This window comes from Streptomyces sp. APSN-46.1, assembly GCF_022815725.1.
Lineage (GTDB): Bacteria > Actinomycetota > Actinomycetes > Streptomycetales > Streptomycetaceae > Streptomyces.
Genome location: NZ_JALGRF010000002.1, coordinates 674,833 through 700,012, shown reverse-complemented (window position 1 = coordinate 700,012; position 25,180 = coordinate 674,833). Strand labels below are relative to the sequence as shown.

At 72.8% G+C, this 25,180-nt stretch carries 21 protein-coding genes; 11 read left to right on the top strand and 10 right to left on the bottom strand.

The features are described from left to right. Positions 1-44: 44 nt before the first annotated feature. Entirely contained in the window at positions 45-782 is a 738-nt protein-coding gene (locus tag MTF65_RS09790) for a DUF998 domain-containing protein (protein WP_374207191.1), read from the bottom strand. A gap of 72 nt (positions 783-854) precedes the next feature. Between MTF65_RS09790 and MTF65_RS09785 the strand changes: the two genes are divergently transcribed. The 4 genes from MTF65_RS09785 to MTF65_RS09770 all read left to right on the top strand — a co-directional run bounded on the left by MTF65_RS09785 (position 855) and on the right by MTF65_RS09770 (position 6,761). Then, on the top strand, positions 855-1,454 hold the full coding sequence (locus MTF65_RS09785; RefSeq protein WP_243628126.1) for a hypothetical protein: 600 nt from the start codon (positions 855-857) through the stop codon (positions 1,452-1,454). Positions 1,455-1,565: 111 nt separating this feature from the next. After that, positions 1,566-3,245: a multicopper oxidase family protein gene (locus MTF65_RS09780; RefSeq protein WP_243628125.1), complete on the top strand. Its 1,680-nt coding sequence runs from the start codon at positions 1,566-1,568 to the stop codon at positions 3,243-3,245. Positions 3,246-3,422: 177 nt separating this feature from the next. Next, entirely contained in the window at positions 3,423-4,841 is a 1,419-nt protein-coding gene (locus MTF65_RS09775; RefSeq protein ID WP_243628123.1) for a DUF4190 domain-containing protein, read from the top strand. 165 nt (positions 4,842-5,006) lie between these two features. Then, positions 5,007-6,761, top strand: a complete 1,755-nt coding sequence (locus tag MTF65_RS09770; RefSeq protein WP_243628121.1) for an NAD+ synthase — start codon at positions 5,007-5,009, stop codon at positions 6,759-6,761. A 135-nt stretch (positions 6,762-6,896) separates the two neighbouring features. Here the strand turns inward: MTF65_RS09770 and MTF65_RS09765 are convergent, their stop codons facing one another. Then, complete coding sequence (locus MTF65_RS09765) at positions 6,897-7,925, bottom strand: endonuclease/exonuclease/phosphatase family protein (RefSeq protein WP_243628120.1); 1,029 nt, start codon at positions 7,923-7,925, stop codon at positions 6,897-6,899. A 308-nt stretch (positions 7,926-8,233) separates the two neighbouring features. Here MTF65_RS09765 and panB point away from each other — a divergent pair, with 308 nt between their 5' ends. The 3 genes from panB (at position 8,234) to MTF65_RS09750 (ending at position 11,111) form a co-directional block, all read left to right on the top strand. Further along, positions 8,234-9,103 (top strand): 3-methyl-2-oxobutanoate hydroxymethyltransferase, encoded by an 870-nt coding sequence (gene panB / locus MTF65_RS09760; RefSeq protein WP_243628119.1) that lies wholly within the window; start codon positions 8,234-8,236, stop codon positions 9,101-9,103. A 155-nt stretch (positions 9,104-9,258) separates the two neighbouring features. Continuing rightward, positions 9,259-10,260: an ATP-binding cassette domain-containing protein gene (locus MTF65_RS09755; protein ID WP_374207190.1), complete on the top strand. Its 1,002-nt coding sequence runs from the start codon at positions 9,259-9,261 to the stop codon at positions 10,258-10,260. After that, positions 10,257-11,111, top strand: a complete 855-nt coding sequence (locus tag MTF65_RS09750) for an ABC transporter permease (protein ID WP_243628117.1) — start codon at positions 10,257-10,259, stop codon at positions 11,109-11,111. Before MTF65_RS09755 ends, MTF65_RS09750 begins: the two co-directional genes overlap by 4 nt. A gap of 58 nt (positions 11,112-11,169) precedes the next feature. Here MTF65_RS09750 and MTF65_RS09745 read toward each other — a convergent pair whose 3' ends face one another. Then, positions 11,170-14,784: a BTAD domain-containing putative transcriptional regulator gene (locus MTF65_RS09745; RefSeq protein ID WP_243628104.1), complete on the bottom strand. Its 3,615-nt coding sequence runs from the start codon at positions 14,782-14,784 to the stop codon at positions 11,170-11,172. Here MTF65_RS09745 and MTF65_RS09740 point away from each other — a divergent pair. Continuing rightward, positions 14,783-15,583 (top strand): site-2 protease family protein, encoded by an 801-nt coding sequence (locus MTF65_RS09740; protein ID WP_243628101.1) that lies wholly within the window; start codon positions 14,783-14,785, stop codon positions 15,581-15,583. The two genes, MTF65_RS09745 and MTF65_RS09740, sit on opposite strands and share 2 nt — an antisense overlap. An 11-nt stretch (positions 15,584-15,594) precedes the next feature. On the opposite strand, the gene MTF65_RS09735 is transcribed toward MTF65_RS09740, so the two are convergent. Continuing rightward, the gene (locus MTF65_RS09735) at positions 15,595-15,798 is read right to left on the bottom strand and encodes a hypothetical protein (protein WP_243628099.1); all 204 of its coding nucleotides are present in this window, start codon (positions 15,796-15,798) and stop codon (positions 15,595-15,597) included. 259 nt (positions 15,799-16,057) lie between these two features. Between MTF65_RS09735 and MTF65_RS09730 the strand changes: the two genes are divergently transcribed. After that, positions 16,058-18,103 carry a TerD family protein gene (locus MTF65_RS09730; RefSeq protein WP_243628098.1) on the top strand — a complete coding sequence of 682 codons (2,046 nt, stop codon included), beginning with the start codon at positions 16,058-16,060 and terminating at the stop codon, positions 18,101-18,103. Between the two features lie 64 nt (positions 18,104-18,167). Here the strand turns inward: MTF65_RS09730 and npdG are convergent, their stop codons facing one another. Both npdG and MTF65_RS09720 read right to left on the bottom strand, forming a co-directional pair. Next, positions 18,168-18,911 (bottom strand): NADPH-dependent F420 reductase, encoded by a 744-nt coding sequence (gene npdG, locus MTF65_RS09725; RefSeq protein ID WP_243628097.1) that lies wholly within the window; start codon positions 18,909-18,911, stop codon positions 18,168-18,170. A 119-nt stretch (positions 18,912-19,030) separates the two neighbouring features. Continuing rightward, on the bottom strand, positions 19,031-19,264 hold the full coding sequence (locus tag MTF65_RS09720; RefSeq protein ID WP_243628637.1) for a hypothetical protein: 234 nt from the start codon (positions 19,262-19,264) through the stop codon (positions 19,031-19,033). A 72-nt stretch (positions 19,265-19,336) separates the two neighbouring features. Here MTF65_RS09720 and map point away from each other — a divergent pair, with 72 nt between their 5' ends. After that, on the top strand, positions 19,337-20,194 hold the full coding sequence (gene map / locus MTF65_RS09715) for a type I methionyl aminopeptidase (protein WP_243628095.1): 858 nt from the start codon (positions 19,337-19,339) through the stop codon (positions 20,192-20,194). A gap of 137 nt (positions 20,195-20,331) precedes the next feature. Next, positions 20,332-20,979, top strand: a complete 648-nt coding sequence (locus tag MTF65_RS09710; RefSeq protein ID WP_243628094.1) for a heme oxygenase (biliverdin-producing) — start codon at positions 20,332-20,334, stop codon at positions 20,977-20,979. A gap of 15 nt (positions 20,980-20,994) precedes the next feature. Here the strand turns inward: MTF65_RS09710 and MTF65_RS09705 are convergent, their stop codons facing one another. The 4 genes from MTF65_RS09705 to MTF65_RS09690 all read right to left on the bottom strand — a co-directional run bounded on the left by MTF65_RS09705 (position 20,995) and on the right by MTF65_RS09690 (position 25,116). Then, positions 20,995-21,366, bottom strand: a complete 372-nt coding sequence (locus MTF65_RS09705) for a hypothetical protein (RefSeq protein ID WP_243628093.1) — start codon at positions 21,364-21,366, stop codon at positions 20,995-20,997. A gap of 70 nt (positions 21,367-21,436) precedes the next feature. Next, positions 21,437-22,096, bottom strand: coding sequence for a PhzF family phenazine biosynthesis protein (locus MTF65_RS09700; protein WP_243628091.1), 660 nt, complete (start codon positions 22,094-22,096; stop codon positions 21,437-21,439). Positions 22,097-22,116: 20 nt separating this feature from the next. Next, positions 22,117-23,574, bottom strand: a complete 1,458-nt coding sequence (locus MTF65_RS09695; RefSeq protein ID WP_243628089.1) for an HtaA domain-containing protein — start codon at positions 23,572-23,574, stop codon at positions 22,117-22,119. A 51-nt stretch (positions 23,575-23,625) separates the two neighbouring features. Continuing rightward, positions 23,626-25,116 carry an HtaA domain-containing protein gene (locus MTF65_RS09690; protein WP_243628087.1) on the bottom strand — a complete coding sequence of 497 codons (1,491 nt, stop codon included), beginning with the start codon at positions 25,114-25,116 and terminating at the stop codon, positions 23,626-23,628. Between the last annotated feature and the right edge of the window lie 64 nt (positions 25,117-25,180).

Sequence of the window (25,180 nt, the reverse complement as noted above, 5' to 3'; positions counted from 1 at the left end):
GAGGTGGCCGGGATCGGCGGGGCCACCAGGGTGAGCGGGGGCGCTCATGTGCGGCGGTCCCGGTATACGGAGTACGCGAGCAGACCCAGCCAGAGCGCCACGAACAGGACTTGGAGGCGCCGCCCGGCGCCGAGGGCCCAGGTGCCGCGCCCGGCGGTGAACAGGGCGATCGCGGTCAGGGTCCAGACGGTGGCGAGCAGTTCCAGTGCGACGAGCGCGGGCCCGTAGCGGGCGAGCGGGGCGAACCAGCCGTAGCGGCGGGCGGCGACGGTGAGGGCCACGATTCCGGTGAGGGCGCCGGCCATGGCGAGGCTGCTGCTGACGGCGTGGGCCTGATGGGTGGCCGGAACCAGTCCGGCGGTCTCCCGGGCGGCGCATTCGGGGTCGGCGGTGGGGGCGCAGCTCAGCGGCAGCCAGGCGTCGGCGGCGGTGGCCGCGCCGAACAGGGTGACCCCGGCCCAGCCGAGGACGGCCCACGGCCGCCGGCACGCGGGGTAGCGGGCGAGCCGGACGAGGGCCAGCAGCCCGCCGGCGAAGGCGAGCAGGCCCGCGGTGAAGTCGGTGGCCCGGAACAGGCCGCCGAGCGGCCGGTCCTGGGCGGCGAGCTCGCTGACGTAGGCCTCGATGGGATTGAGGCCCGTGGAGAGGACGACTTCGAGCACCCACGCGGTGTAGGCGGTGGCGCCGAGACCGATCAGGGCCGCGACACGCCACGTGTGCCGCGCGGATGGCGCGGGCCGCGCCGTCGGTTCGCGTCGGGCATACAAGCCTTTGGTGCGCATAGTGCGATTAATCCTCAGCAACACCGGGGTGGCTCCATGGATCGGATACCCACCCCCGGTAGGGTTCCGCGTATGACGCGCAGTGCCCAGCGAGCAACCCCAGGGAGCCGGTTGGTGCTGCTCGCCGCGCTGCTGCTGGGGATCGTCGCGATGCACACGCTGGGCCATCCGAGCGAGTCCCACGCCTTGGAGGACGCGACCGCGGCCCGCGGCGTTGCCCGCGAGCGCACGGTTCCGGCACATCAGCCGATGCCGGCCGGCCACGCAGCACCGGCGGCCCACGCCGCCCCGGATGTCCACCCCCGTCCGGCGGCGCACGCGGCCCACGCCGGCCCGGATGTCCACCCCGGTCCGGCGGGCCACCACGGTCCCGCGGCCCACCCCAGTCCGGCGGCCCACCCCAGTCCGGCGGCCCACCCCGATCCGGCGGCCCACCCCAGTGCCGCGGACCGCACACCGGCCGTCCACACACCGGCCGGGCCCGCCATGAACCCCATGTCCGTCTGCCTGGCCGTACTCGCCGGGCTGGTGCTGCTCGCCCTCGGCCGGGCGCTCGTACGGTACGAGGGCGACCGGGCCACCGGCGGGCGCGGCCGGGACCGCGCCCCGCGCGGCCCAGGTCCGCCCGGGCCCCGGGAACTCCTCACACGGCTGGCGGTACTGCGCGTATAGGACGGGCACCGCTGTCGCCCCCGCGTGCCCACGCGCCCAAGGGCCCACGGGCCGCTCGGCGACGGCGAACGGCGTTCCTCCACCCGCATCGCCACACCACGAGGTGCACCCATGCGTTCCCTTCCCACCCGTCCCACCCGTCGCGCCGTGCTCGGCGCCACCGCCGCCCTCGCCGGCTCCGGGCTGCTCGCCGCCTGCTCCGGCGACGGCTCGTCCACCGGCCACGACTCCGGCTCCATGGGCCACGGCGCCATGAAGCACGGCGGCTCGGCCGCCGCCACCCCGCGCGGCTACGTCGATCCGGCGGGTCCCCAGGTCCAGGCCGCCGAGGCCGCCCGCAAGGCCACCGGCCCGCTCACCGAGGTCAAGCTCACCGCCACCATCACCCCGCTCGACCTCGGCGGCGGCGTCTCCGTCCGCTCCTGGGCGTACGGGGACGAGCTGCCGGGCCAGGAGGTACGGGCCACCGCGGGCGGCACCCTCGCCCTGACCCTGGCCAACCACCTGCCCGAGGCCACCTCCCTGCACTGGCACGGCCTGGCCCTGCGCAACGACATGGACGGCGTCCCCGGGCTCACCCAGCGGGACATCGCCCCGGGCGAGTCGTTCGCGTACAAGTTCGCCGTCCCGAAACCGGGGACGTACTGGTTCCACCCGCACACCGGGGTCCAGCAGGACCGCGGCCTGTACGCCCCGCTCATCATCGAGGACCCGAAGGAGCCCCTCTCCTACGACAAGGAGTGGGTGGTCGTGCTGGACGACTGGCTCGACGGAGTGGACGGCTCCACCCCGGATGCCGTGCTCGCCGCGCTCCGCAAGGGCATGAGCACCGACCCCGGCCACGGCGGGCACGGCGGACACGGCGGTACGGCGGGCCACGCCGCCCCCGTCCCGGCCACCTCGCACTCCCCCTCGCCGAGCGGCAGCGGCGGCGGCCCCAACCGGCTCCTCATGGGCAGCGAGAGCGACATCCTCGGCAAGGACGCGGGCGATGTCGCGTACCCGTACTACCTGATCAACGGCCGGATGGCGGACGACCCGTCGGTCTTCACCGCCCGCCCCGGCGACCGGATCCGGCTGCGCATCATCAACGCGGGCGGGGACACCGCCTTCCGCGTCGCCCTCGGCGACCACGAACTGACGGTCACGCACACCGACGGTTTCCCCGTCGCGCCCGCCAAAGCCAGCAGCCTGCTGCTCGGCATGGGCGAGCGGTACGACGTACTGGTCACCGCCGGGGACGGGGTGTTCCCGCTCACCGCGCTCGCCGAGGGCAAGGGGCAGGCGGCCCTCGCCGTGCTGCGCACCGGCGCGGGGAAGGCGCCGACCGCCGCGACCCGGCCCGCGGAACTGGACGTGCGGCCACTGCTGGCGAACAAGCTCAAGGCCGCCGAGTCGGCCGCGCTCAGCAACCGCCGGCCCGACCGTACGATCAAGCTGAGGCTGACGGGAAGCATGGACCGGTACAACTGGGCCTTCAACCACGCGCCTTACACACCGGACCAGCGATACCCGGTGAAGGCGGGCGAGCGGGTCCGGATCGAATTCACCAACGCGACGCCGATGTGGCACCCGCTGCACCTGCACGGGCACCACTTCGCCCTCGGCGCGGGCGGCCGGGGCGGCCGGCGCGGCCAAGGCGGTGCCCGCAAGGACACCACGATCATCCTGCCGGGCGCGAAGCTGACGGTGGACTTCGACGCCGACAACCCCGGGCTGTGGATGGCGCACTGCCACAACGTCTACCACTCGGAGTCCGGGATGATGACGGTCCTCGGCTACCGGCTCTAACGGTGACGCCCTGGTCCGGCGCGGGTCGGGCGGTGTCCCGGCCGTCGCCGGACCGGGGCGGAGAGTACCGGGGCGGAAAGTCCGGAGCGGGCTGCTCGGCGGACATGGCAATCTGGTGATCTCCACGCGCCGATCACCGCACGTCGGCCGCGCCGTACATAAGGATCGCCCACCGGTATGAGCAACCCCGCCAACCCGCCCAGCAACCCGACCGGCCCGCCGACGGAACCCGCGGGCACGCCCATACCGGAGGCGGCGTCGATACCGCCGCCCGCGCAGCCGGACCCGCCCGCGCAACCGCTGTCGCTCACGAAGGCCCCGGCCGACCTACCCGCCCCGGCCGCCGAGCCCGGCCCGGCGGACGCACCGGCCCCGGCTCCCGAGCCCGAGTCGGCCGAAGCGGCTGTCCCGACTCCCGAGCCCGGGCCGACGGACGGCCTTGCCCCGGCTGCCGAGCCCGGCCCGACGGAAGTACCCGCCCCGGCTCCCGAGCCCGGGCCCGGGCCGGCTGACGCGGCTGTCCCGGCTCCCCGGCCCGAGCCCGACGCAGCTGTTCCGGTTGCCGGGCCCGCCGACGCGCCCCCGTCCGCCTCCGCACCCGCACCCACCCCCGCGTCCGCCTTCGCTCCCCCGAGCCCGTCGGCCCCCTCGCCCACGGCCCCCGGCGCGCCGGCCAACCCCTGGGGCACCCCCGCAGGCCCCGGCCCCGGATACGGCGGCGGCGTGGGCTACGGCCCCGGATACGGCGGCGGCGCGGGCTACCCCGGATACGCGGCGGCCTACCCGCAGCCCGCCGAGCCCGTCAACGGCCTGGCCGTGGCCGCCCTGGTCCTCGGCATCATCAGCACCTTCCTGAGCGTCATCCCCTTCATCTTCTGGGGCGGCACCCTTCTCGCGCTGATCGCCATCGGCATCGGCATCGGCGCCGTCTCCCGCGCCAAGTCCCTGCCCGGCTCCCCGCGCAGGACCATGGCGATCATCGGCGCCGCCCTCGGCGGGCTCGCCCTCATCGGCTCGATCGGGGGCTTCTTCACCACGAAGAGCATCCTGACCGAGATCGACCGGCAGACCGCGAACGAGATCGACGAGCTGGACGACGTCGACGGCCTCGACGTCTACCCCTACCCGCCCGGGTACAGCGACCCCACGCCGAAGGCCCCCACGCCGAAGGCCTCCCCGTCGGACATCCCCGGCCGGACCTCCGCGCTGGCCTGGGGAAAGACCTTCACGTACCCGAACGGCGTCGAGGTCACCGCCGAGCGCGCCGTCCCGTACTCCCCGGGGAAGAGCACGTACCCGCGCGACCACTCCGGGCACGCGGTCAAGGTGACCGTGAAGATCGTCAACAAGTCCGACGCCGCACTCGACGTGCACCTGGCGCTGCCGCACGCCCGTGACGACCAGGGCGGCTCGGCCGACATGCTCTTCGACACCCCTCTGCCGAAGATGTTCAAGGGTTCGGTCATGCCGGGCGAATCGGCCACGGGCGTCTTCCTCTTCTCCGTCCCCGAGGGCACCAAGGGCCTGCACTTCGAGCTCTCGCCCGGCCTGCCCCCGGAGTACCCCCAGACGATCTGGAGCGGCCCGATCGGCTGACCGCGGCCCCGCGCACGCTCCCCGCACGCCCCGCGAACGCCCCGCGAACGGTCTCGCGCACACTCCGCGTACGGGACCCGAGGCGCCCCCGAGTGGGGCGCCTCACGCATATCGCGGACCGGAACCCCAGGACATCGCGTCAGAAAGACGATTACACTGGCCCCCGTGCCTCAACTTCGCCTCGCTCTGAATCAGATCGACTCGCACGTCGGCAACATCGCCGCCAACGCCGACTCGGTCGTCCACTGGACCCGGCACTCCGCCGAGCAGGGCGCCCATCTGGTGGCGTTCCCGGAGATGGTGCTGACCGGCTACCCCGTCGAGGACCTCGCCCTGCGCGGCTCCTTCGTCGACGCCTCCCGCACCGCGCTGCGCGACCTCGCGGAGCGGCTGGCGGCCGAGGGCTTCGGGGAACTGCCGGTCATCGTCGGCTACCTCGACCGTACGGAGCGGGCCGCGCCCCGGCTCGGCCGTCCGGCGGGCTCCCCGGAGAACGCGGCCGCCGTGCTCCACGGCGGGAAGGTCGCCCTCCGCTTCGCCAAGCACCACCTCCCCAACTACGGCGTGTTCGACGAGTTCCGGTACTTCGTACCGGGCGACACGCAGCCGGTGATCCGGGTGCGCGGCGTGGACGTGGCCCTGGCCATCTGCGAGGACCTCTGGCAGGAGGGCGGCCGGGTCCCCGCCACCCGCTCCGCCGGGGCCGGGCTGCTGCTCTCCATCAACGCCTCCCCGTACGAGCGCAACAAGGACGACCTGCGCCTCGAACTGGTCCAGAGGCGGGCCAAGGAGGCCGGCTGCACCCTCGCGTACCTGGCGATGATCGGCGGCCAGGACGAGCTGGTCTTCGACGGGGACTCGATCGTCGTGGACGGCAGCGGCGAGGTCATCGCCCGCGCCCCGCAGTTCTCCGAGGGCTGCGTGCTCGTCGACCTCGACCTGCCCGCCGCCCGCCCCGACGCCCCCGAGGGCGTGGTGGACGACGGGCTGCGGATCGACCGCGTGATCCTCTCCGAGGAGCCCGTGGAGCCGTACGAGCCGGTGGTCACCGGCGGTTACGCCGACCGCCTCGACGACGACGAGGAGATCTACGACGCGCTGGTCGTGGGCCTGCGCGCGTACGTCAAGAAGAACGGTTTCCGCTCCGTCCTGATCGGGCTCTCGGGCGGCATCGACTCGGCGCTCGTCGCCGCCATCGCCTGCGACGCGATCGGCGCGCAGAACGTGTACGGCATCTCGATGCCCTCCAAGTACTCCTCGGACCACTCGAAGGGCGACGCGGCCGACCTGGCCGAGCGGACCGGGCTGAACTTCCGGACCGTGCCGATCGAGCCGATGTTCGACGCGTACATGGGTTCCCTGGGCCTGACGGGCCTGGCCGAGGAGAACCTCCAGTCCCGGCTGCGCGGCACCATGCTGATGGCGGTGTCCAACCAGGAGGGCCACATCGTGCTGGCCCCGGGCAACAAGTCGGAGCTGGCCGTCGGCTACTCCACCCTGTACGGCGACTCGGTGGGCGCGTACGGCCCGATCAAGGACGTCTACAAGACGGACATCTTCCGCCTCGCCGAGTACCGCAACCGGGCCGCCGCCGAGCGCGGCGAGACCCCGCCGATCCCGGAGAACTCCATCGTGAAGCCGCCGAGCGCCGAGCTGCGCCCGGGCCAGGTGGACACGGACTCGCTGCCGGACTACCCCGTCCTGGACGCGATCCTGGCGATGTACGTGGACGGTGACCAGGGCCTGGAGGCGATCGTCGAGGCCGGCTTCGACCGCGAGCTCGTCGCCAAGACCCTGCGGATGGTGGACACGGCGGAGTACAAGCGCCGCCAGTACCCGCCGGGCACGAAGATCTCCGCGAAGGGCTTCGGCAAGGACCGCCGGCTGCCCATCACGAACGGCTGGCGCGAGCACGCGTAGCCGTTCGCGACCTCAGGGGAAGGGGCCCGGCCGCTGCTGCGGCGGGGCCCCTTCTCCGTGCACTGCGCCCTCCGGCTACGGCTACGGCTACCGCTAGGGCTACGGCTACGGCTACGGCTACGGCTACGGCTACGGCTACGGCTTGACCGTGACCCGGGCCGCGGTCGGGAGGTGGTCGCTGCCCGTGCGCGGGAGCGTCCAGGAGGCCTCCGGCTGGATGCCGCGGACCATGATCTGGTCGATCCGGGCCATCGGGAACTGGGCGGGCCAGGTGAACCCGAAGCCGTCGCCCGCCGCGCCCTGGGTGGAGCGCATCTGCGAGGTGACCTCGGACAGCGCCCGGTCGTTCATGGTGCCGTTGAGGTCGCCGAGGAGGATGACCTTCTTCAGCGGTTCGCCGGCGAGCGCGGCGCCCAGCGCGTCGGCGCTGTTGTCGCGCTGGTTGGCGGTGAAGCCGGCGTTGAGCTTGACCCGGACCGAGGGCAGGTGGGCGACGAAGACGGCAACCGGGCCCTGCGGGGTCTTCACGGTGGTGCGCATCGCCCGGGTCCAGCCCATCTTGATGTCCACCGCCCGGCTGGAGGTCAGCGGGTACTTGCTCCACACCCCGACCGTGCCCTCCGTGGCGTGGTACTTGTAGGCGTCGGCGAGGGCCTTCTCGTACGTCGGGATGACGCCCGCCTTGAGCTCCGTGAGGGCCAGTACGTCGGACCCGGACTTCGCCAGGGATTCGGCGGTGCCGCGCGGGTCGGCGTTGTCGGCGTCGACGTTGTGCGTGGCGACCACCAGGTTGCCGCCGGAGCCCGACTTGTCAGTGGCCAGGCCGCCGAACAGGTTCACCCAGACCACGGCGGTCAGCAGTATCGCGATCAGCGCGGTCGCGGACGTGCGGACCACGGCGGCGACCAGCAGCGCCACCACGACCAGGCCCAGCCAGGGCAGGAAGGTCTCCGTGAGGCTGCCGAGGTTGCCCACGTCGTTGGGCAGGCTGGCGTGGAAGATCATCACGAGCGAGATCAGCGCGGCCAGCCCGGCGGTCACGCTTCCGCGCCGCCAGATGCCGGGGTCTCTGCGCAGATCGGCCAGTCGGCGCCGGAGACCGGACCCGGAGGGCTCGGGCTCCGAGCCGCCGTTCCCCGTCTCCGTCATGTACGCCTGTGCCATACCGCTGCCCTCACTGCCGTGCTCGCGCTCCGTCCCCGCCCCTTGACCCTAGGCGATGTACGAAGCCTTCCGTGCCGTTTGTCCGGCCGTACGTCCGGGAGGACGAACGGGTATGCGGCGCGGGTTCCGGTTGTCACGAAACGCGCACATTAGGCCGTGCGGGCGACGGTTCGGGCCGGGAGTGTGACGGACCGAGCAGCGCGCCGCCCCCGCGCCCACTACCGCCCCGGGCCCGGCGGGTGCCACCATGGTGGGTGAGTCCGGGGACGCCGTGAGGGCGCCTCGAGATGACCTGAGGAGCAGTTGCAATGACGCATGCCGTTTCGCCTGCCCGCGAAACCCGTCAGACGACGACGCCCACCCTGTACGGGGGAACGGGCACCCGGCGCATCACCGTCCGCGACCTCACGCTCGCCAAGGAGCGCGGCGAGAAGTGGCCCATGCTCACCGCGTACGACGCGATGACCGCGTCCGTGTTCGACGAGGCCGGCATCCCGGTCATCCTCGTCGGCGACTCGATGGGCAACTGTCACCTGGGTTACGAGACCACCGTCCCCGTGACGATGGACGAGATGACCCTCCTGTCGGCGGCCGTGGTCCGGGGCACCAGCCGGGCCCTGGTCATCGGCGACCTGCCGTTCGGCTCGTACCAGGAAGGCGCCGTACAGGCGCTGCGCAGTGCCACCCGGCTGGTCAAGGAGGCCGGCGTCGGAGCGGTCAAGCTGGAGGGCGGCGAGCGTTCGCTGCACCAGACCGAGCTGATCGTGCAGTCCGGCATCCCGGTCATGTCCCACCTGGGTCTGACCCCGCAGTCGGTGAACGCCATGGGCTACCGGGTGCAGGGCCGCGGTGACGAGGCCGCGCACCAGCTGCTGCGCGACGCGAAGGCGGCGCAGGACGCGGGCGCGTTCGCGGTGGTCCTGGAACTGGTTCCGGCCGAGCTGGCCGCCGAGGTCACCAAGTCCCTGCACATCCCGACCGTCGGCATCGGCGCCGGCTCGGAGTGCGACGCGCAGGTGCTGGTGTGGACCGACATGATGGGCCTGACCGGCGGGAAGCTGCCGAGGTTCGTCAAGCAGTACGCGAACCTCCGGGCGACCATGGGCGACGCGGCGAAGGCCTTCGCCGAGGACGTGGTCGGCGGAACGTTCCCGCAGGAGGAGCACGCCTTCCACTGACCGACTGGCCGACTGACCGACTGGCCGACTGGCCGACTGGCCGACTGGCCGACGCGGATCACCGACAGCCCGCCGACACGTGTCGGCGGGCTGTCGCTCGTCTGTCGGTGGCCTGTCGGTGGCTTGTCGGTCGCTTGTCAGTGGCGGATGGTCCCATGGGGGACATGACGCGAAACGACAAGAACCCCAACGCCGTAGAAGTGCGGGGCTTGGTCAAGCACTACGGCGAGACCAAGGCACTCGACGGTGTGGACCTCGATGTCCGCGAGGGCACGGTCCTCGGGGTCCTCGGCCCCAACGGCGCCGGCAAGACCACCCTGGTGCGCTGCCTGTCCACCCTGATCACCCCCGACGCCGGCACGGCCGTCGTCGCCGGATACGACGTGGTGCGCCAGCCCCGGCAGCTGCGCCGCACCATAGGCCTCACCGGCCAGTACGCCTCGGTCGACGAGAAGCTCTCCGGCTGGGAGAACCTCTACATGATCGGCCGGCTGCTGGACCTGTCCCGCAAGGACGCCCGCCTCCGGGCGGACGAGATGCTGGAGCGGTTCTCCCTGACCGAGGCGGCCAAGAAGGCCGCCATGAACTACTCCGGCGGCATGCGCCGGCGGCTGGACCTCGCCGCCTCGCTCATCGGCAACCCTGCCGTGCTCTACCTGGACGAGCCGACCACCGGCCTGGACCCCCGTACCCGCAACGAGGTGTGGGACGAGGTCCAGCGGCTGGTCGCCGAGGGCGCCACCGTCCTGCTCACCACCCAGTACATGGAGGAGGCCGAGCAGCTCGCCAGCGAGCTGACGGTCATCGACCGCGGCAAGGTCATCGCCACGGGCAAGGTCGACGAACTCAAGGCCCGGGTCGGCGGCCGCACCCTGAGGATCCGCCCCGTGGACTCCTCGGACCTGCCGGGCATGGCCCGCGCGCTGGCCGAGGCCGGGCTCGACGGGGTGGCCGGTTCGCAGGCCGTTCCGGACGAGGGCGTGCTGCTGGTGCCGATCCTGAGCGACGAGCAACTGACCGCCGTCGTCGGCCTGCTGGCCGCCCGCGGGTACGCGATCGCCGACCTCGGCACCTACCTGCCCAGCCTCGACGAGGTGTTCCTCTCCATCACCGGCCAGAAGCCCGCCATCGAGACGACCGAGGAGGTCGCGGCATGAGCACCGCAACCACGACGAAGCCGGCCGACGCCCCGGCCGCCCCGGCCGCCGGCGCGGCCGTCTCCTCCGGCGAGGGCCGGATCGGCCTGCGGGCCAACCTGCGGCACATCGGCGCCCTGGTGCGCCGCAACGCCCTGCAGATCAAGCAGGACCCCGAGTCGATGTTCGACGTCCTGTTCATGCCGATCATCTTCACGCTGCTGTTCGTGTTCGTCTTCGGCGGCGCCGTGGCGGGCAAGGGCAACCAGGGCGAGTACGTCAACTACCTGATCCCGGGTCTGATGGCGATGATGGGCATGAACATCTCCATGGCGGTCGGTACCGGCGTCAACGACGACTTCAAGAAGGGCGTGATGGACCGCTTCCGGTCCATGCCCATCGCCCGGTCCTCCGTGCTCCTCGCGAAGATCGTCGTCGAGGTCGGCCGGATGCTCGTCGCCATCGCGATCCTGCTCGCGGTCGGTTTCATCCTGGGCCTGTCGATCAAGTCCTCGGTGCTGGACCTGTTCCTGGCCATCGGTCTGTCGGCCGTCTTCGGCGCTTCGCTGATGTGGATCTTCATCCTGCTCGGTCTGACCATGAAGACCGCGCAGGCAGTCCAGGGCATGGCAATGCTGGTCCTGATGCCGCTACAGTTCGGCAGCTCGATCTTCGCCAAGCCCGCCACGATGCCGGGCTGGCTGCAGTCCTTCACGGACTACAACCCGCTGTCCAACCTGGCCGACGCGGCGCGCGCCCTGATCAACGGGACACCGGTCGGCGACTCGGTGTGGTTGACCCTGGGCTGGTCGGTGGCCATCACGGCGATCACGATGCCGCTCGCGGTCCGGAAGTTCCGCCAGAAGACCTGATCCGGACGACCGGTCCGCCGCGGATCGCGTCCCGTGCGGGCCCCGGACGGGGGCCGGGTCAGATGAGGGCGGTGGCCTCCTCCAGGGTGAGGCCACCGCCTTCGGCGTACGCGGCCTCGTACGCGGCGTCATCGAGCGCCGCCCGCGTCAGCTTCTCGGCCAGGGCGTGGTCCTCGCGTTCCGCGGTGACGGGGAAGTGGCCGGGAGGCAGCTGGGCCCGGTGGGCGCCGAGCAGCCGCACGGCGTCGCGGACCCGGCGCGGGCCGCCGAGCGAGGCCAGCGAGACCGCGGCCGTCAGCAGATAGACCGCCGGCATCTGCGGGGCCACCATCCGCGCGAGCGGGTCCTGGGCTGTCCCCGTGGCCCGGCGAAGCCGCGCGAGGGCCTCCTCGTACGCGCCCTCCCGGTTGTCGAGCCAGGCCAGTGTGCCGAGCAGGAAGCCGTCGAAGATGGCGAACGCGCCGAAGGCGAACTCCTTGCGCAGCAGGTCGATCTGGGCGCGGGCCTGCGGGATCCGGCCGGTGCGGCCGAGGATGCCCGCGTAGAACATCCGGGCGGCGGGCATCGCCTCGTTGCTGAACCGGTGTGCCGTGGCGACGATCGCGGCGAGGATCTCCTCAGCCTCCTCCATCTCGCCGTTCTCGGCCAGGGTCCCGGCCATCCGTACGCGCAGCACCGTCACCTGCGCCTTGGCGCCCAGGCGTTCGGCGTACGCGATGGCCTCACGGAAGTCCCGGGTGGCCAGGCCGTATTCGCCGCGCTTCTCCCGGGACTCGGCGCGGGCGGAGAGCGCCTCGGCGCAGCCCCAGGCGTCGCCGAGTTCGCGGAAGAGGGCGAGGCTCTCGTCGGCGTCGCGGGAGGCATCGCCGGCCCAGTCGGCGCGGTTGGCGAGGACGTTGGCGCGCAGCTGGAGGGCGCAGGCGAGCTCCCAGCGGTAGCCGAGCGCGCGGGCGGTGTCCACGGTTTCGTCGAGGACGAGCTGGAGCAGCCCGGCGTCCCCGGCGATCATGACGGCGTAGATCCAGACGGAGGCGGGTGTCCGGCAGGTCTGCGGGAGTCCGGGGCGGTAGGTGGCGAGGGCGCCGTCGACCCTGGCGCGGACCTCGGGGCTGTTCCAGTTCTCGTTGGTCTGGTCGCGGGCGGCGAGCCGGACGAGATGAATGCCGCGCCAGCCCTCGGCGAGCAGCTCCTCGGAGTAGGGCGGGGGTGTGTCGACGAGCCGCTCGTACACGGGCTCGGCGGGGACGACGGGCGGTGCGAAGGGGTCCGGGCCGAGCGCCGCGGCGGCCTCGGTCCAGTGCCGGGACTCGGCGCGCAGGTCGTGCATGTGCCAGTACCAGCCCAGGGAGTGGATGAGGCACAGCACTTCGTCGACGTCGCGGGCGGCGACGGCCCGGCGCAGGGCGGTACGGACGTTCTCGTACTCGGTGGCGAGCCGGTCGGTGGCCGCGCGCTGGCCGTGCCCGCGGAGCAGCGGCTCGCTGGTACGGGCGAGTTCGCGGTAGTGGACGAGGTGGCGGCGCTCGGTGTCCTCCCGGTCGCGGCCGGCCTCGGCCAGGCGCTCGGCGGCGTACTCCCCGACGGTCTCCAGGAGGCGGTAGCGCATGCCGGATCCGTCGGGGCCGGGGGCGGCCACGACGAGGGACTTGTCGACGAGGGAGCCGAGCGAGTCGGCGACGTCGAGGCCCGTCCCGTCGCCGCACACCGTCTCGGCGGCGGCCAGGTCGCAGCCGCCGGCGAAGACGGACAGACGGCGCAGGACGGTGCGCTCGGGTGCGGTGAGCAGGTCCCAGGACCAGTCGACGACGGCGCGCAGGGTCTGCTGGCGGGGCAGGACGGTGCGGGCGCCGCTGGTCAGGAGCCGGAAGCGGTCGTCGAGGCGGTCGGCGATCTGGCGCGGGGTGAGCAGACGCAGCCGGGCGGCGGCCAGCTCGATCGCGAGCGGGAGTCCGTCCAGGCGCCGGCAGATCTCGGCGCAGGCGGCCGGGTCCTCGTCGGGGGTGAAGCCGGGGCGGGCCGAGGCGCCGCGGTCGGCGAGGAGCCGCAGCGCGACGGGGTCGGGCAGCGGCTCGACGGGTCGCAGCGTCTCCCCCGGTACACCGAGGGGTTCGCGGCTGGTGGCCAGGATCCGGACTCCCGGGCAGTGGGTCAGGAGGCGCTCGGCGAGTTCGGCGGCCGCGCCGATGACGTGCTCGCAGTTGTCGAGCAGCAGCAGGAGCCCCCGCCGGGCGCAGTGGTCGACGAGCCGGTCGAGGGGGTCGTCCCCGCCCCGGTCGGTGAGCGCCCGCAGTTCCTCGGCGGCGGCGGCGCGCAGCTTGGTCTCCCGCGCGCCGAGCGCGGCGAGCACGGCCTCGGCGACGTCCTCGGGGTCGTCCACGGGTGCCAGCTCGACGAGCCACACCCCGTCGGGCCAGCCGCCCGCGTCCTGCGCCTCGGCGGCCTCCTGCGAGAGCCGTGTCTTGCCGGCCCCGCCGGGCCCGAGCAGGGTGACGAGCCGGGCCCGCGCGAGATCGGCGCCGATGACGCGGATGTCCTCCTCGCGCCCGACAAAGGTGGTAAGCCGCGCCCGCAGATTCCCCTGCCCGGGCGGTACGGATCCGCCCGCCCCGGCGTGGGCCTCAGCACCACCCCACCCGGCGGGTCCACCGCCAGTGCCCTGGCCGGGCGGTACGAGGGCAGCCTCCTCCGCGTGAACCGCAGCGCCATCCCACCCGAACCCGGCCCGGAACCTGGCGGGACCGGGACCCGTGCCGGGGCTGGGGCTGGCGCCCGTACCGGGGCCAGAGCCCGTGCTGGGGCCGGGGCCAGAGCCCGTGCCGGGGCCGGGGCCAGAGCCCGTACCGAGGCCGGGGCCCGTGCCCGTGGCGCCCGTGCCGAGTCGGCTCGGGGCGGGTGGGGGCTTGGGTGGGGTGAGGAGGTTGGTGTGGAGGGATTGGAGGGTGGGGCCCGGGTTGGTGCCCAGGCGGGCGGCCAGGTCGCGGCGGACCCCCTCGTACGCGGCCAGCGCTTCCGCCGGGCGGCCGGCGTCGCGCAGGGCCCGGATCCGGAGGGCCTGGAGCGGCTCGTCCAGGGGCTGTCCGGCGCACAGGGCGGTCAGCTCCGGAAGGGCGGCCTCCGCCTGCCCGAGGTCGAGGGCGGCGGCGAGCCGGCCCCGGCGCGCTTCCAGTCGTAGCGCCTCCCAGCGGGCGGACTCCGCCGCCCGGTCGGGGAGGTCCGCCAGGGCCGGCCCGCGCCAGAGGGCGAGGGCCTCGTCGTAGAGCGCGCCCGCCGAAGCGGAATCCGTGGCGGCGGCCGCCCGGACCAGGGCCTCGAAGCGGTACAGGTCCACGTCCTCCCGCGAAGCGGCCAGCGCGTACCCGCTCCCCTCGTAACGCACGGCCGCGCGGCCGAGGGCCCGTCGCAGCCGGGCCACCAGCGCCTGGAGCGCGGCCACGGCGTCGGCCGGCGGATCCCCGTCCCACACCTCGGCGACCAGCGCGCGCACCGGCACCGCCCGCCCGGGCCGCAGCGCGAGCGCGGTCAGCAGCGCCCGCAGGCGTGCTCCGCCGACGGCGACGGGGGTCCCGTCGTCGCGGATGGCCTGGGTGGTGCCGAGAATCGCGTAGCGCACCGGTCCATTCTCCCCGGCCCCGGGCCCCGGACCGTCCGGCTCCCGGGATAGGTTTCGCCGCATGGGTCACCAGGGCAGCCGCGGCGAGCGGCGTATCAGTTCCGTATTCCTCGGCATAGTGGCCGTGATGGCGGTCACCGGCTGGGCCGTGTGGACGGGCTACGCGGCCAGCCCCGGCCTCGCGGTGTTCCTGTTCGTCACGTCCGCCTGGATCGTCTCGCTCTGCCTGCACGAGTACGCGCACGCGCGCACCGCCCTGCACGGCGGCGACCTCACGGTCGGCGCCAAGGGCTATCTGACGCTGAACCCGCTGAAGTACACGCACGCGCTGCTCAGCATCGTCCTGCCGGTGATATTCGTGATCCTGGGCGGCCTGGGCCTGCCCGGCGGCGCCGTCTACATCGAGCGGGACCGGATCCGGGGGCGCTGGAAGCACAGCCTCATCTCGGCGGCGGGCCCGCTGGCCAACGTCGCGTTCGCGATCGTGTGCACCGCCCCGTTCTGGCTGAACGCCCTGGACGGGGTGCCGCTGACGTTCCGCTTCGCGCTCGCCTTCCTCGCCCTGCTCCAGGTCTCGGCGGCGATCCTGAACTTCCTGCCGGTGCCGGGCCTGGACGGCTACGGGATCATCGAGCCCTGGCTCTCGCACCGGGTGCGCCGCGAGCTGGCGCCGCTGGCGCCGTTCGGGCTGATCGCCCTCTTCGCGCTGCTGTGGATCCCGGAGATCAACCAGTTCTTCTTCGGCGTGGTGCACGGCGTACTGTCCGCGCTGGGCGTGAGCGACCTGGAGACCTACTGCGGCCACAACCTGTACCGCTTCTGGCAGGACACCGACGGCATGTGCACCGTCCCGGCCGCATAGGCCGGGCGCGTCTAGCCCGCCGTACGGCCGCCGGCCGCTGCCTCCGCCGCCTTGTCCGCCTTCGCCTTGCGTACGTAGAACCAGGCCATGTTGGACGTGACACCGGCCAGCAGCACCCACACGATCCCGAGGAAGCTGCCCTCGACGAAGGCGACCACGGCCGCGGCCACGGACAGGGCGCAGACGACTACGGCGAACACGGCAAGGCGGGGCATGGGGAACAGCTCCTCGGAAACACGGCACGGGGTCGAGCCCCTCCAGTGTCCCCCATGCCCCGCAGTGCTCCCGTAAAGGCGCGGCCCGGCCCCTCCCCGCCGCCCGCTGGATTCACGTCCGGACGATTTTCAGTATGTGCCGATCTTTGGCCTCGGAACACGGCTACGGTGCCAGGCGCACGCCGTGCACGCCGCGCGACGGATCGAAAGCCCGACCTGCTCCGTCCTTGACGCAGGTGCCGGGCGGGTGGGGGAAGCCATGCAGGAAATCGCGAAGGGCGCGAACGTCAGCCTCACCGCCCTGGGGGGCGAGGACGCCGGTTCGGTGGTCGTCAGTCTGAGCTGGAGCAGCGCCTCCGGGGCCGGCGACGCCGATGTCTCCGTCCTGCTGTTGGACGAGTACGGCAAGGTCTGCGGCGAGAACGACTTCTACTACTACAACCACCTCGCCGCCGACGACGGCAGCGTGCAGCTGCTGGGCAAGACGCCGACCGACAACGGCGACGAGGACCGCATCAGCCTGGACCTGCTCGCCGTCCCCCAGGACGTCGTCCGGATCGTGGTGGCCGCCAGCCAGTACAGCGGGACCCCGTTCGGGGAACTCGACGACCTGCGGATGACGGTCGCGGACCGGTCCGGGGAACCGCTCGTCGGGTTCTCCATCGTGGACGCGAGCGTGGAGACGGCCTTCATCTTCGGAGAGCTCTACCGGCGAGGCGAGGAGTGGAAGTTCCGCGCGGTGGGGCAGGGGTACGAGACCGGCCTGGCCGGGCTCGCCACAGACTTCGGGATCGCCGTCATGGAGGAATCCGACGAGGGCGGCCCCGGCCTCGGAGGGGACACAGCCCAGGACGGAGAGAGCACCGGGGCCGGGGCCGCTGACGAGCCGGAGGCATCGGCCGTGGCCGTCGTACCCGTCACGGCAGCGCCTGTCGCCCCGCCCGCCGCCGAACCGGCCGCGGCGAGCGTGCCCGCCCAGGCCCGGGGGCGCGCCCCGCGGACGACCCGGAAGAAGGTCACGCTGCCCAAGGTGGCCAAGAAGTCCCTCGCCGAGAACGACTCCTGGCGGACGGCGCGGCTCTTCCCCGTTCCCTCGCTCAAGAGCGACCGGGAACGGGAGGTGCGCGCGACGTCCGTACTGCTGTCCGTCATGGCCCAGGTACCGGAGTTCGGCCGCCGCCTCACCGTGGCGTTCGGCGCTCCGGCGGGCCGGATGGAGACCTTCACCGAGGTGTCCCTCCCGCACGGCGACTCCCCGAGGCGGCCCGACGGCGTGATCCGGGTGGAGCGCGCGGGCAAGCTGTGGACGGCGCTCGTGGAGACGAAGACGAACGGCAACCCGCTCAAGGACGAGCAGGTGCAGCAGTACATGGACATCGCCTCGCGCCGCGGCTACGAGAGCGTGATCACGCTCTCCAACGACGTGGAGCTCGAAGGCGCCGCCGTAGTGGACGTCAAGACCGACGGGCGCCGCAAGCACAAGGTGACCCACCGCCACCTGTCGTGGGCGGAAGTGGCCCATCACGCCCAGATGCTGATCCGGCACGAAGGGGTCGGCAACCCGGCACACGCCTGGCTGCTCCAGGAACTGCTGGCGTACCTCCAGCACGAGAACTCGGGCTGTCACGGATTCCAGAACATGGGTGCCGACTGGGTGCCCGTGCGCAAGGGGATCGAGGACGAGACCATCGTCGTCGGCGACCCCCGCGCCGTCAGGGTGCTGGGGAGCTGGGAGAAACTCATCCGCCAGGTGTGCCTGCGCCTCGGCGGGGAGTTGGGTCAGCAGGTGCTGCCGGTGCAGCGGGCCAAGCGCGGCAGTGACCCCCGGTCGCGGCGGATCGCGGCGGCCGAGAAACTGTGCGCGGACGGCAGGCTCACGGCCGAGGTGCGCATCGACGGCACCGGCCGGGTCGTCACGGTCACCGCCGATCTGCGGACGGGGAAGGTCCGCACCTCCGTCGAGGTGCCGGCGCCCACGGGCTCGTACCCGCTGCCCACGGTGAAGCGCCTGGTGCGGCTGCTCGCCGAGGCGCCGGCCGACCTCCACGTGGAGACCCTCGTCGACGGCGGCAACGGGCCGCGCGGCACCCTGGAGCGGCTGCGTCCCGAGCCGGGCGATCTGCTGCCGAAGGACGGCGCGCCGCTCACCGGCTTCCGGCTGTCTCTGATCAAGGGTTTGGGCAACACCCGCGGCGTCGCGGAGTCCGGCTTCATCCGGAGCGTCGACGAGGCCGTGGAGCGCTTCCACCACGCGGTGGTGGCGCATCTGGGCGCCGTCGAGGGCCGGCCCGCCCGCAGGAGCTGAGCGCGTCCGCGGCCGCCGGGGCGGGCGGCCGCGGGCGGGTGGGTCGGGCGGGCGGGCGGGCGGGTCAGACGTCCGTGACGCGGAGGCCCGCGTGGGACTTGTAGCGGCGGTTCGTGGAGATCAGGTTCGCGACGAGGGCTTCGACCTGGTGGGCGTTGCGGAGGCGGCCGGCGAAGACGCCGCGCATGCCCGGGATGCGGGCCGCGAGGGCCTGGACGATGTCGGTGTCCGCGCGGACCTCGCCGAGGACCATCACATCGGTGTCGATCTCCTCGACCGACTCGTCCTGGAGCAGCACGGCCGAGAGGTGGTGGAAGGCCGCGGTGACCCGGGAGTCCGGGAGCAGGGCCGCGGCCTGCTGGGCCGCGCTGCCCTCCTCGACCTGGAGGGCGTACGCGCCCTGCTTGTCGAAGCCGAGCGGGTTGACGCAGTCCACCACGAGCTTGCCCGCGAGGTCCTCGCGCAGCGCTTCGAGCGTCTTGGCGTGCCCTTCCCACGGCACCGCGATGATCACGATGTCGCTGCGGCGCGCGCACTCCGCGTTGTCCGCGCCCTCCACGCCGAGGCCCAGCTCGTCGGCGGCGGTCTGCGCGCGGTCGGCGGCGCGGGAGCCGATGATCACCTTCTGGCCGGCCCGGGCGAGCCGGTAGGCGAGGCCCCGGCCCTGGTCACCGGTGCCGCCGAGGACGCCGACGACGAGGCCGGAGACGTCCGGGAGCTCCCACGGGTCCTTGACCGGCCGCTTCTGCGTCTGCTGTGCCTGTGCCTGTGCCTGTGCCTTTGCCTGCGTGCTGTCTGTGGAAGTCATGCCGGCGAGCGTACTGCCGAGTACGCGAAACCCGAATGGCCCCGGTCGGGCGACGGCAACCGGCCCCCGCATGTCCCTTGCATGGTGCAGGAGCCGTCATGGCGAGCGGCCGACGAAGGTTACGGCGCCCCTTCCTCCTCCTCGCGGGACTTGTCGTTCCACTTGGGGTCGTTCTGCCATTCGAGGTTCCGCTCCTGCGCGGTCTCCATCGCGCGGTTCGCCTCCTCGGGGGTGGAGTACGGCCCGAACCGGTCCTTGGCCGGGCACTCCGGACCTTCCTCGACCTTCTGGTGGACCAGGCAGTAGTACCACTCGCCCGGCTTGCCCACCTGGCGCTTCTTGAACAGGGCCATCGTCTTCAGGCTCCTCTCGTTACCGCTCTCTGCCGCCATGCTGCCCCATCCCCCCTGGATACACTCGCTTGTATGTCTGGCCAGTCGCTGCTCGTACCAGGGGAGCTCTCTCCCGCCCGTCCCGTTCCCGGCAACATCCGCCGGCCCGAGTACGTGGGCAAGCCCGCGCCCACTCCGTACACCGGACCGGAGGTGCAGTCGGCCGAGACCATCGAGGCCATGCGCATCGCCGGCCGGATCGCCGCCCAGGCGATGGAAGAGGCCGCCAAGCTCATCGCGCCGGGGGTGACCACCGATGAGCTGGACCGGGTCGCCCACGCGTTCATGTGCGACCACGGCGCCTACCCCTCGACGCTGGGGTACCGGGGCTACCCGAAGTCCCTGTGTTCCTCGGTCAACGAGGTCATCTGCCACGGCATCCCCGACTCGACCGTCCTGCGGGACGGCGACATCGTGAACCTCGACGTGACCGCGTACATCGGCGGGGTGCACGGCGACAACAACGCCACCTACCTGTGCGGCGAGGTGGACGAGGAGTCCCGGCTGCTGGTGGAGCGCACCCGCGAGGCCCTGAACCGGGCCATCAAGGCCGTGAAGCCGGGCCGCCAGATCAACATCATCGGCCGGGTCATCGAGTCGTACGCGAAGCGCTTCGGTTACGGCGTGGTCCGGGACTTCACCGGCCACGGCATCAACTCGTCCTTCCACTCCGGCCTGATCGTCCCGCACTACGACAGCCCGCACGCCACCACCACGATCGAGCCCGGCATGACCTTCACCATCGAGCCGATGCTGACGCTCGGCACGCACGAGTACGACATGTGGGACGACGGCTGGACGGTGGTCACGAAGGACCGCAAGCGCACCGCGCAGTTCGAGCACACCCTCGTGGTGACCGATTCGGGGGCGGAGATCCTGACCCTGCCGTAGCGGGGGGAGTAGAATTTTTTTACCGACAGGGCGTCGGGAACACATTGACTTAGGTAAGCCTAAGCAGGAGGATCGGGTGTTGGCGACGGGTGTCGCCACGCCTGTCCTTCCTTCCTCGGACTCTCCGGAGGTACGCCTTGGACGCCTTTTCGACGGCCATCCGCGTCGCGTCGCACGAGCAGCACACCGAGGCGGAGACCTCGACGTTCATGAGCGACCTCCTGGGAGGCAGGCTCGGCGTGGACGCCTACACCCGCTACACCGAGCAGCTGTGGTTCGTGTACCGGGCGCTGGAGGACGCGGCCGACTCCCTCAAGGACGACCCGGTGGCCGGCCCCTTCATCCAGCCGGAGCTGATGCGCGTCGCCGAGATCGAGCGGGACCTGGCGCACCTGCGCGGCCCCGGGTGGCGCGAGACGCTGGTGGCGCTGCCGGCCACCGAGGCGTACGCGGCCCGCGTGGCCGAATGCGCGGCGACCTGGCCGGGCGGGTACGTCGCCCACCACTACACCCGGTATCTGGGAGACCTCTCCGGCGGGCAGATCATCCGGGACAAGGCCGAGCGCACCTGGGGCTTCGCGCGCAAGGGCGACGGCGTCCGGTTCTACGTCTTCGCCGGCATCTCCAACCCGGCGGCCTTCAAGCGGACCTACCGCGAGCTGCTGGACGCGATCGCCGCCGACGACCTGGAGAAGCAGCGCATCATCGACGAGTGCAAGCGCGCCTTCGCGTACAACGGCGCGGTCTTCCAGCAGCTCGGCGAGCAGTTCCCGCTGAGCGCGTAGTCCCCGCGGGGGCCGTCAGTCGCCCTGGATCAGCCAGAGGGCGATGACGACGACGCACAGCACCGCCTCGGCGGCCTTGGCGTAGAAGAGGGCGAGGGCGCACCCGAGGCCGCCCAGGGCGATGCGGTTCGCGCGCTGGTCCGGCGTCCGCGGCCGGCGCCAGGTGGCGGCGGCCAGGGCCAGGGGGATCAGGTACGGGACCGACAGCCACAGCGGGGCCTCGGGCAGGTACGAGGCCGAGTAGCTCAGGCCGGCGGCCAGCAGCGTCAGCGCCGTGACGAGCGCGGGCACCAGGAGCCACGGCCGGGTGCCGACGGGCCGCTGGGCGGTCGCGTACGAGGTGCCGGGCGAGGTCGAGGTCGCGGCCGAGGGCGCGGTCGTGTTCATGCCTCCATTGCAGCGCCCGGCGGGGCTCCGGGCGCAGGGCGTTCGTACTCAACCGCGCCTGCGCGCGTACTCAGTTCCCGACGGAGGCGAAGCGGACGCGGCCGCCGATCTCGACCGTGCCGTCCGGGCCGGGGGCGGTGAGGATCTGCGATCCGGCGCCCTGGGTGATGTTGAGGGCGCGGTTCAGCTGCGCCGTCAACAGGATCGCCGCCGAGCCGGTGGCCTCGTCCTCGACGATGACCCCGTCGGCGCGGCGCGGGAAGCCGCGGGCCCGGACGCGGCCGGCGGTCTCGTCCTCCCAGGCCCAGGCGTACAGCCAGCCCTCGCCCGGCGGCGGGGCGGGCAGCGCCTCGACCGCGGCGGCGTTCGGGTACTGCTCGGTGCGCTTGCCCTCGACCCACTCGGGACGGGCGGTGATCCAGGTGAACTCCCCGTCGTCGCGGGCCCACACGGACCCGGCGGGCGGCTGGAGCTCCTCGATGTCCAGCAGCCACGCGACGCCGACGAGCGGGTGCCCCGCGAACGTCATCCGCGTGCCGGGCGTGCGGATGTCGACGACCCCGCGCTCGGGGTCGTCGACGAACACCGTCTCGCTGTAGCCGAGTTCGGCGGCGAGCGCCTGCCGGGAGGCGTCGTCCGGGCAGGTCCGGCCGTCGCGGACGACTCCGAGCAGGTTGCCGTACCGGCCGTCACCCGCGCAGAAGACCTTGATCACGTCGAGATCGTTCACACGGGAAATTCAAACACGGCTCAGTTTCCGGCGGTGCGCCGCCTGCGCGCGAGGTACACCGCGCCGGCCCCGGCGGCGACCACCGCGCCGGAGGTGGCGAGCAGGGCGCCGGCCGGGAGTTCGGCGCCGGTGGCGGCCAGGTTTCCGCCGACGGAGCCGCCACTGCCGCCGCCGACCGTGCCGCCGCCGCCCACGGTGCCGGTCGTTCCGGTGGCCGGGCGCGTCGTCGGCGTGGCGGTCGGCGTGTTGGTCGGCAGGGCCGCGTCCTTCTCCACGGCCACGGCGAGATCGACGTCGTCGACCCGGTCGCCCGCCTTGTACATGGAGCCGGTGGTGTCATTGGCGAAGGCGGCCGCACCCTCGGCCGTCAGGGCGGTCCGGACGCCCTGGAGGGCGAGCAGGCCGGCTTTGGTCTTGTAGTCGGCCTTCGCCAGGTCGAGGGTGGCGAAGGGAATGTCCGCCTTGGTGCCGGCGGCGGTCTTCACGTCCAGGACGAGGGTTCCCTTGGCGCCCTCGGCGTTGATCCGGATGTTGCCGAAGGTCATGTCGATGCCGTGGGCGGCGTACTGGAAGCGCAGATTGCCCTGGAAGGCGGCGTTCAGCTTCTGCTTCTTGACGTCGAGTTCGCCCTTGCCGGTGGCGAAGGAGAAGGAGAAGGTGTCGCCGCTCCCGGCCGCCCCGCCCGCCGGGGTCACGGTGCCGCCGGCGCCCTGGACGTACCTGCGGAAGGATTCCTTGACGCCCCAGGTCAGCCGGCCGCTCTGGATCGGCCGCGGGCCTTCGGCCGCCGGGGAGCCGGTGGTCTTCGACGGCGTCGGGAGGGTGGACGCGGGCGTGGAGGCGGGCGTGGACGGGGACACGGACGCGGACGGGGTGGGGCCGGGCTTCGCGAACTCCAGCACGGCCGTCAGCGGGTCGCCCTCCTTGCCCGCGTAGTGGGGGGCGCCGAGCTGCTCGGCGGCCTCCTTGGTGAGCGTGGTGGCCAGCTTGGTCATCGCCGGGCCGGCGAAGGCCACGCCGGCCAGGGGGACGTCCTTGGTGAGGACGCCGTTCTTGGTGATGTCGGCGGTCAGTTTCTTCGTACCCGTATCGATGCGGACGTGGCCCAGCTTCACCGTGAAGCCGTGCGCGGGCGCGTCGAAGACCACGCTGCCGGTGAAGGCGGCGGTCACGACGTGGCCGCCGTCCTTGTCATAGCCGCCGGTGGCCGAAGTGAAGCGGAAGGTTCCGTCCGCGTTCCTCGTGGCGCCGTCCGTGGTGGTGATCGTGCCCTTGGCGATCTTCTCGACATAGGTGCGGTAGCTCTCCAGCACACCCCAGTCGAGAGTGCCGTTCACGATCGGTATCGGTGCGGCGGCCACGACGGCGGCGGACGCGCCGGAACCCACCGCCGTCGCGGGCACGACGAAGGCGGTGAGGCCGAGCGCGGTGGCGGCGACGGCGGCCGCGGCGGCGGTCTGGCGGCGGTGGGACGACATGGCTGAGGACTCCGGAGGGGTGAGAGCGGAAGGGAGTAAAGGGAGGAGGTGTCAGTGCTGCTGTGCATCGGTGGGTTCGGCCGCCGCTGCGGCCCGGGCGGCCGTACGGCGCCTGCGGACCAGCAGGAACGCGGCGCCGCCGGCCAGGACGAGCGCGGCCACGGCGAGCGCGGCCACGGCGAGGCCGGGACGCGTCCCGGTGTCCGATGGCCCCTCCCCCGCCTCCTGGGCCGGGCGCGGCGCGGCGGACGACGACGACGGCGCCGGCGAGGCCGTGGAGCCCAGGTCCGGCAGGGCCGGGAGCCGTGCGCCGGGGTCCAGGGCGACGGCGAGCGAGACGGGGTCCATCTCGGTGCCGGCTCTGTACATGGAGTTGAAGGCCTGGGAGCCGCCCTCGGTGAGAGTGGCCGGGGCCTCGGTGAGGGTGGCGAGTCCGCCTTCCGTCCTCAGGCCCTCGGCGTCGAACTCGACGAGCGGGACGGCGTTCCTCGTCTCGCCGCCCGTGGTGACGTCGGCGCTCAGCACCCCCTTGCCCTCCTGGACCTTGACGGTCATCCTGGCGAGCTTCAGGTCCAGGTGGGCTCCGGTGAAGTGGACGGCCCCGGCGAAGGCGGCGTCCAGGGTGCCCTTCTCGCCGTCGTACGCGCCCCTGCCCTGGCCGAAGCGGAACAGCGCGCCGCCGTCCTGGGCGCCTTCGGAGAGGGTCCACTTGCCCCGGCCGATGGACCCGGTGACGTACTCGCGGAAGGTGCGCCGTACACCCCAGTCGACGGCGGCGTCGGCGAAGGCCCCCGGGGGCCGTGCGCCCTGCGGGGTACCGGTGCCGGTGCCGGCGCCGGTGCCGGTTCCGGTCCCGCTCCCGGTCCCGGGCGCTTCGCTCGGGAGCGCGCTCGGCGACCCGGCCGGGGCGGAAGTGACGTCGGCGGACAGCGAGATCGGGTCGAGCCGCGCGCCGGCGGTGTAGTACCCGGCGAAGGCCTCGGCCCCCTGGTCGGTGAGGGTGAGCGGGATGCCGGTCAGGACGAGCGGGCTGCCGCCGCCCTTCATATCGATGCCGCCGAGGCCGAGCGAGGCGAACGGCACCTGGGAGCGGGTGCTGACCGCCCCGGTGTCCTTGGCCCTGCTGGACACGTCCACGTACAGGGTGCCGCTGCCGCCGTTGATCCTGACGGTGGGCCGGCTGACGCTGAGGTCCAGCTCGTACGCGCCGTCGGGCTTCTGGTGGCCCTGGAACTGGACTCCGCCGGTGAAGGAGGCCTCGAAGGCGCCGGAGTCGGGATCGTAGGAGCCGGTGGCCGAGTGGAAGCGGAACAGGCTGCCGCCGACCGTGGCGGCCCCGCCTTTCAGCTTGAAACCGCCTTTCGCGACCGGGCCGGTGACATAACTCTGGAAGGACGACTTGATGCCCCAGTCGAGCCGGCCGCCCTGGACGGGCCGGCTCGCCGCATGGGCGGCGGTGGCCGGGACCAGGACCCCCAGCTGGGCCGCCAACAGAGCTGCCCACAGGGCGACTGCGAACGCGCGGGCGGGTCTTGCGGCCATGGCTGTCCCCTCCGAGGGCTGGCGAAGTGAGGTTAGGCTAACCTAAGCTAACCCCCGCCGGAAC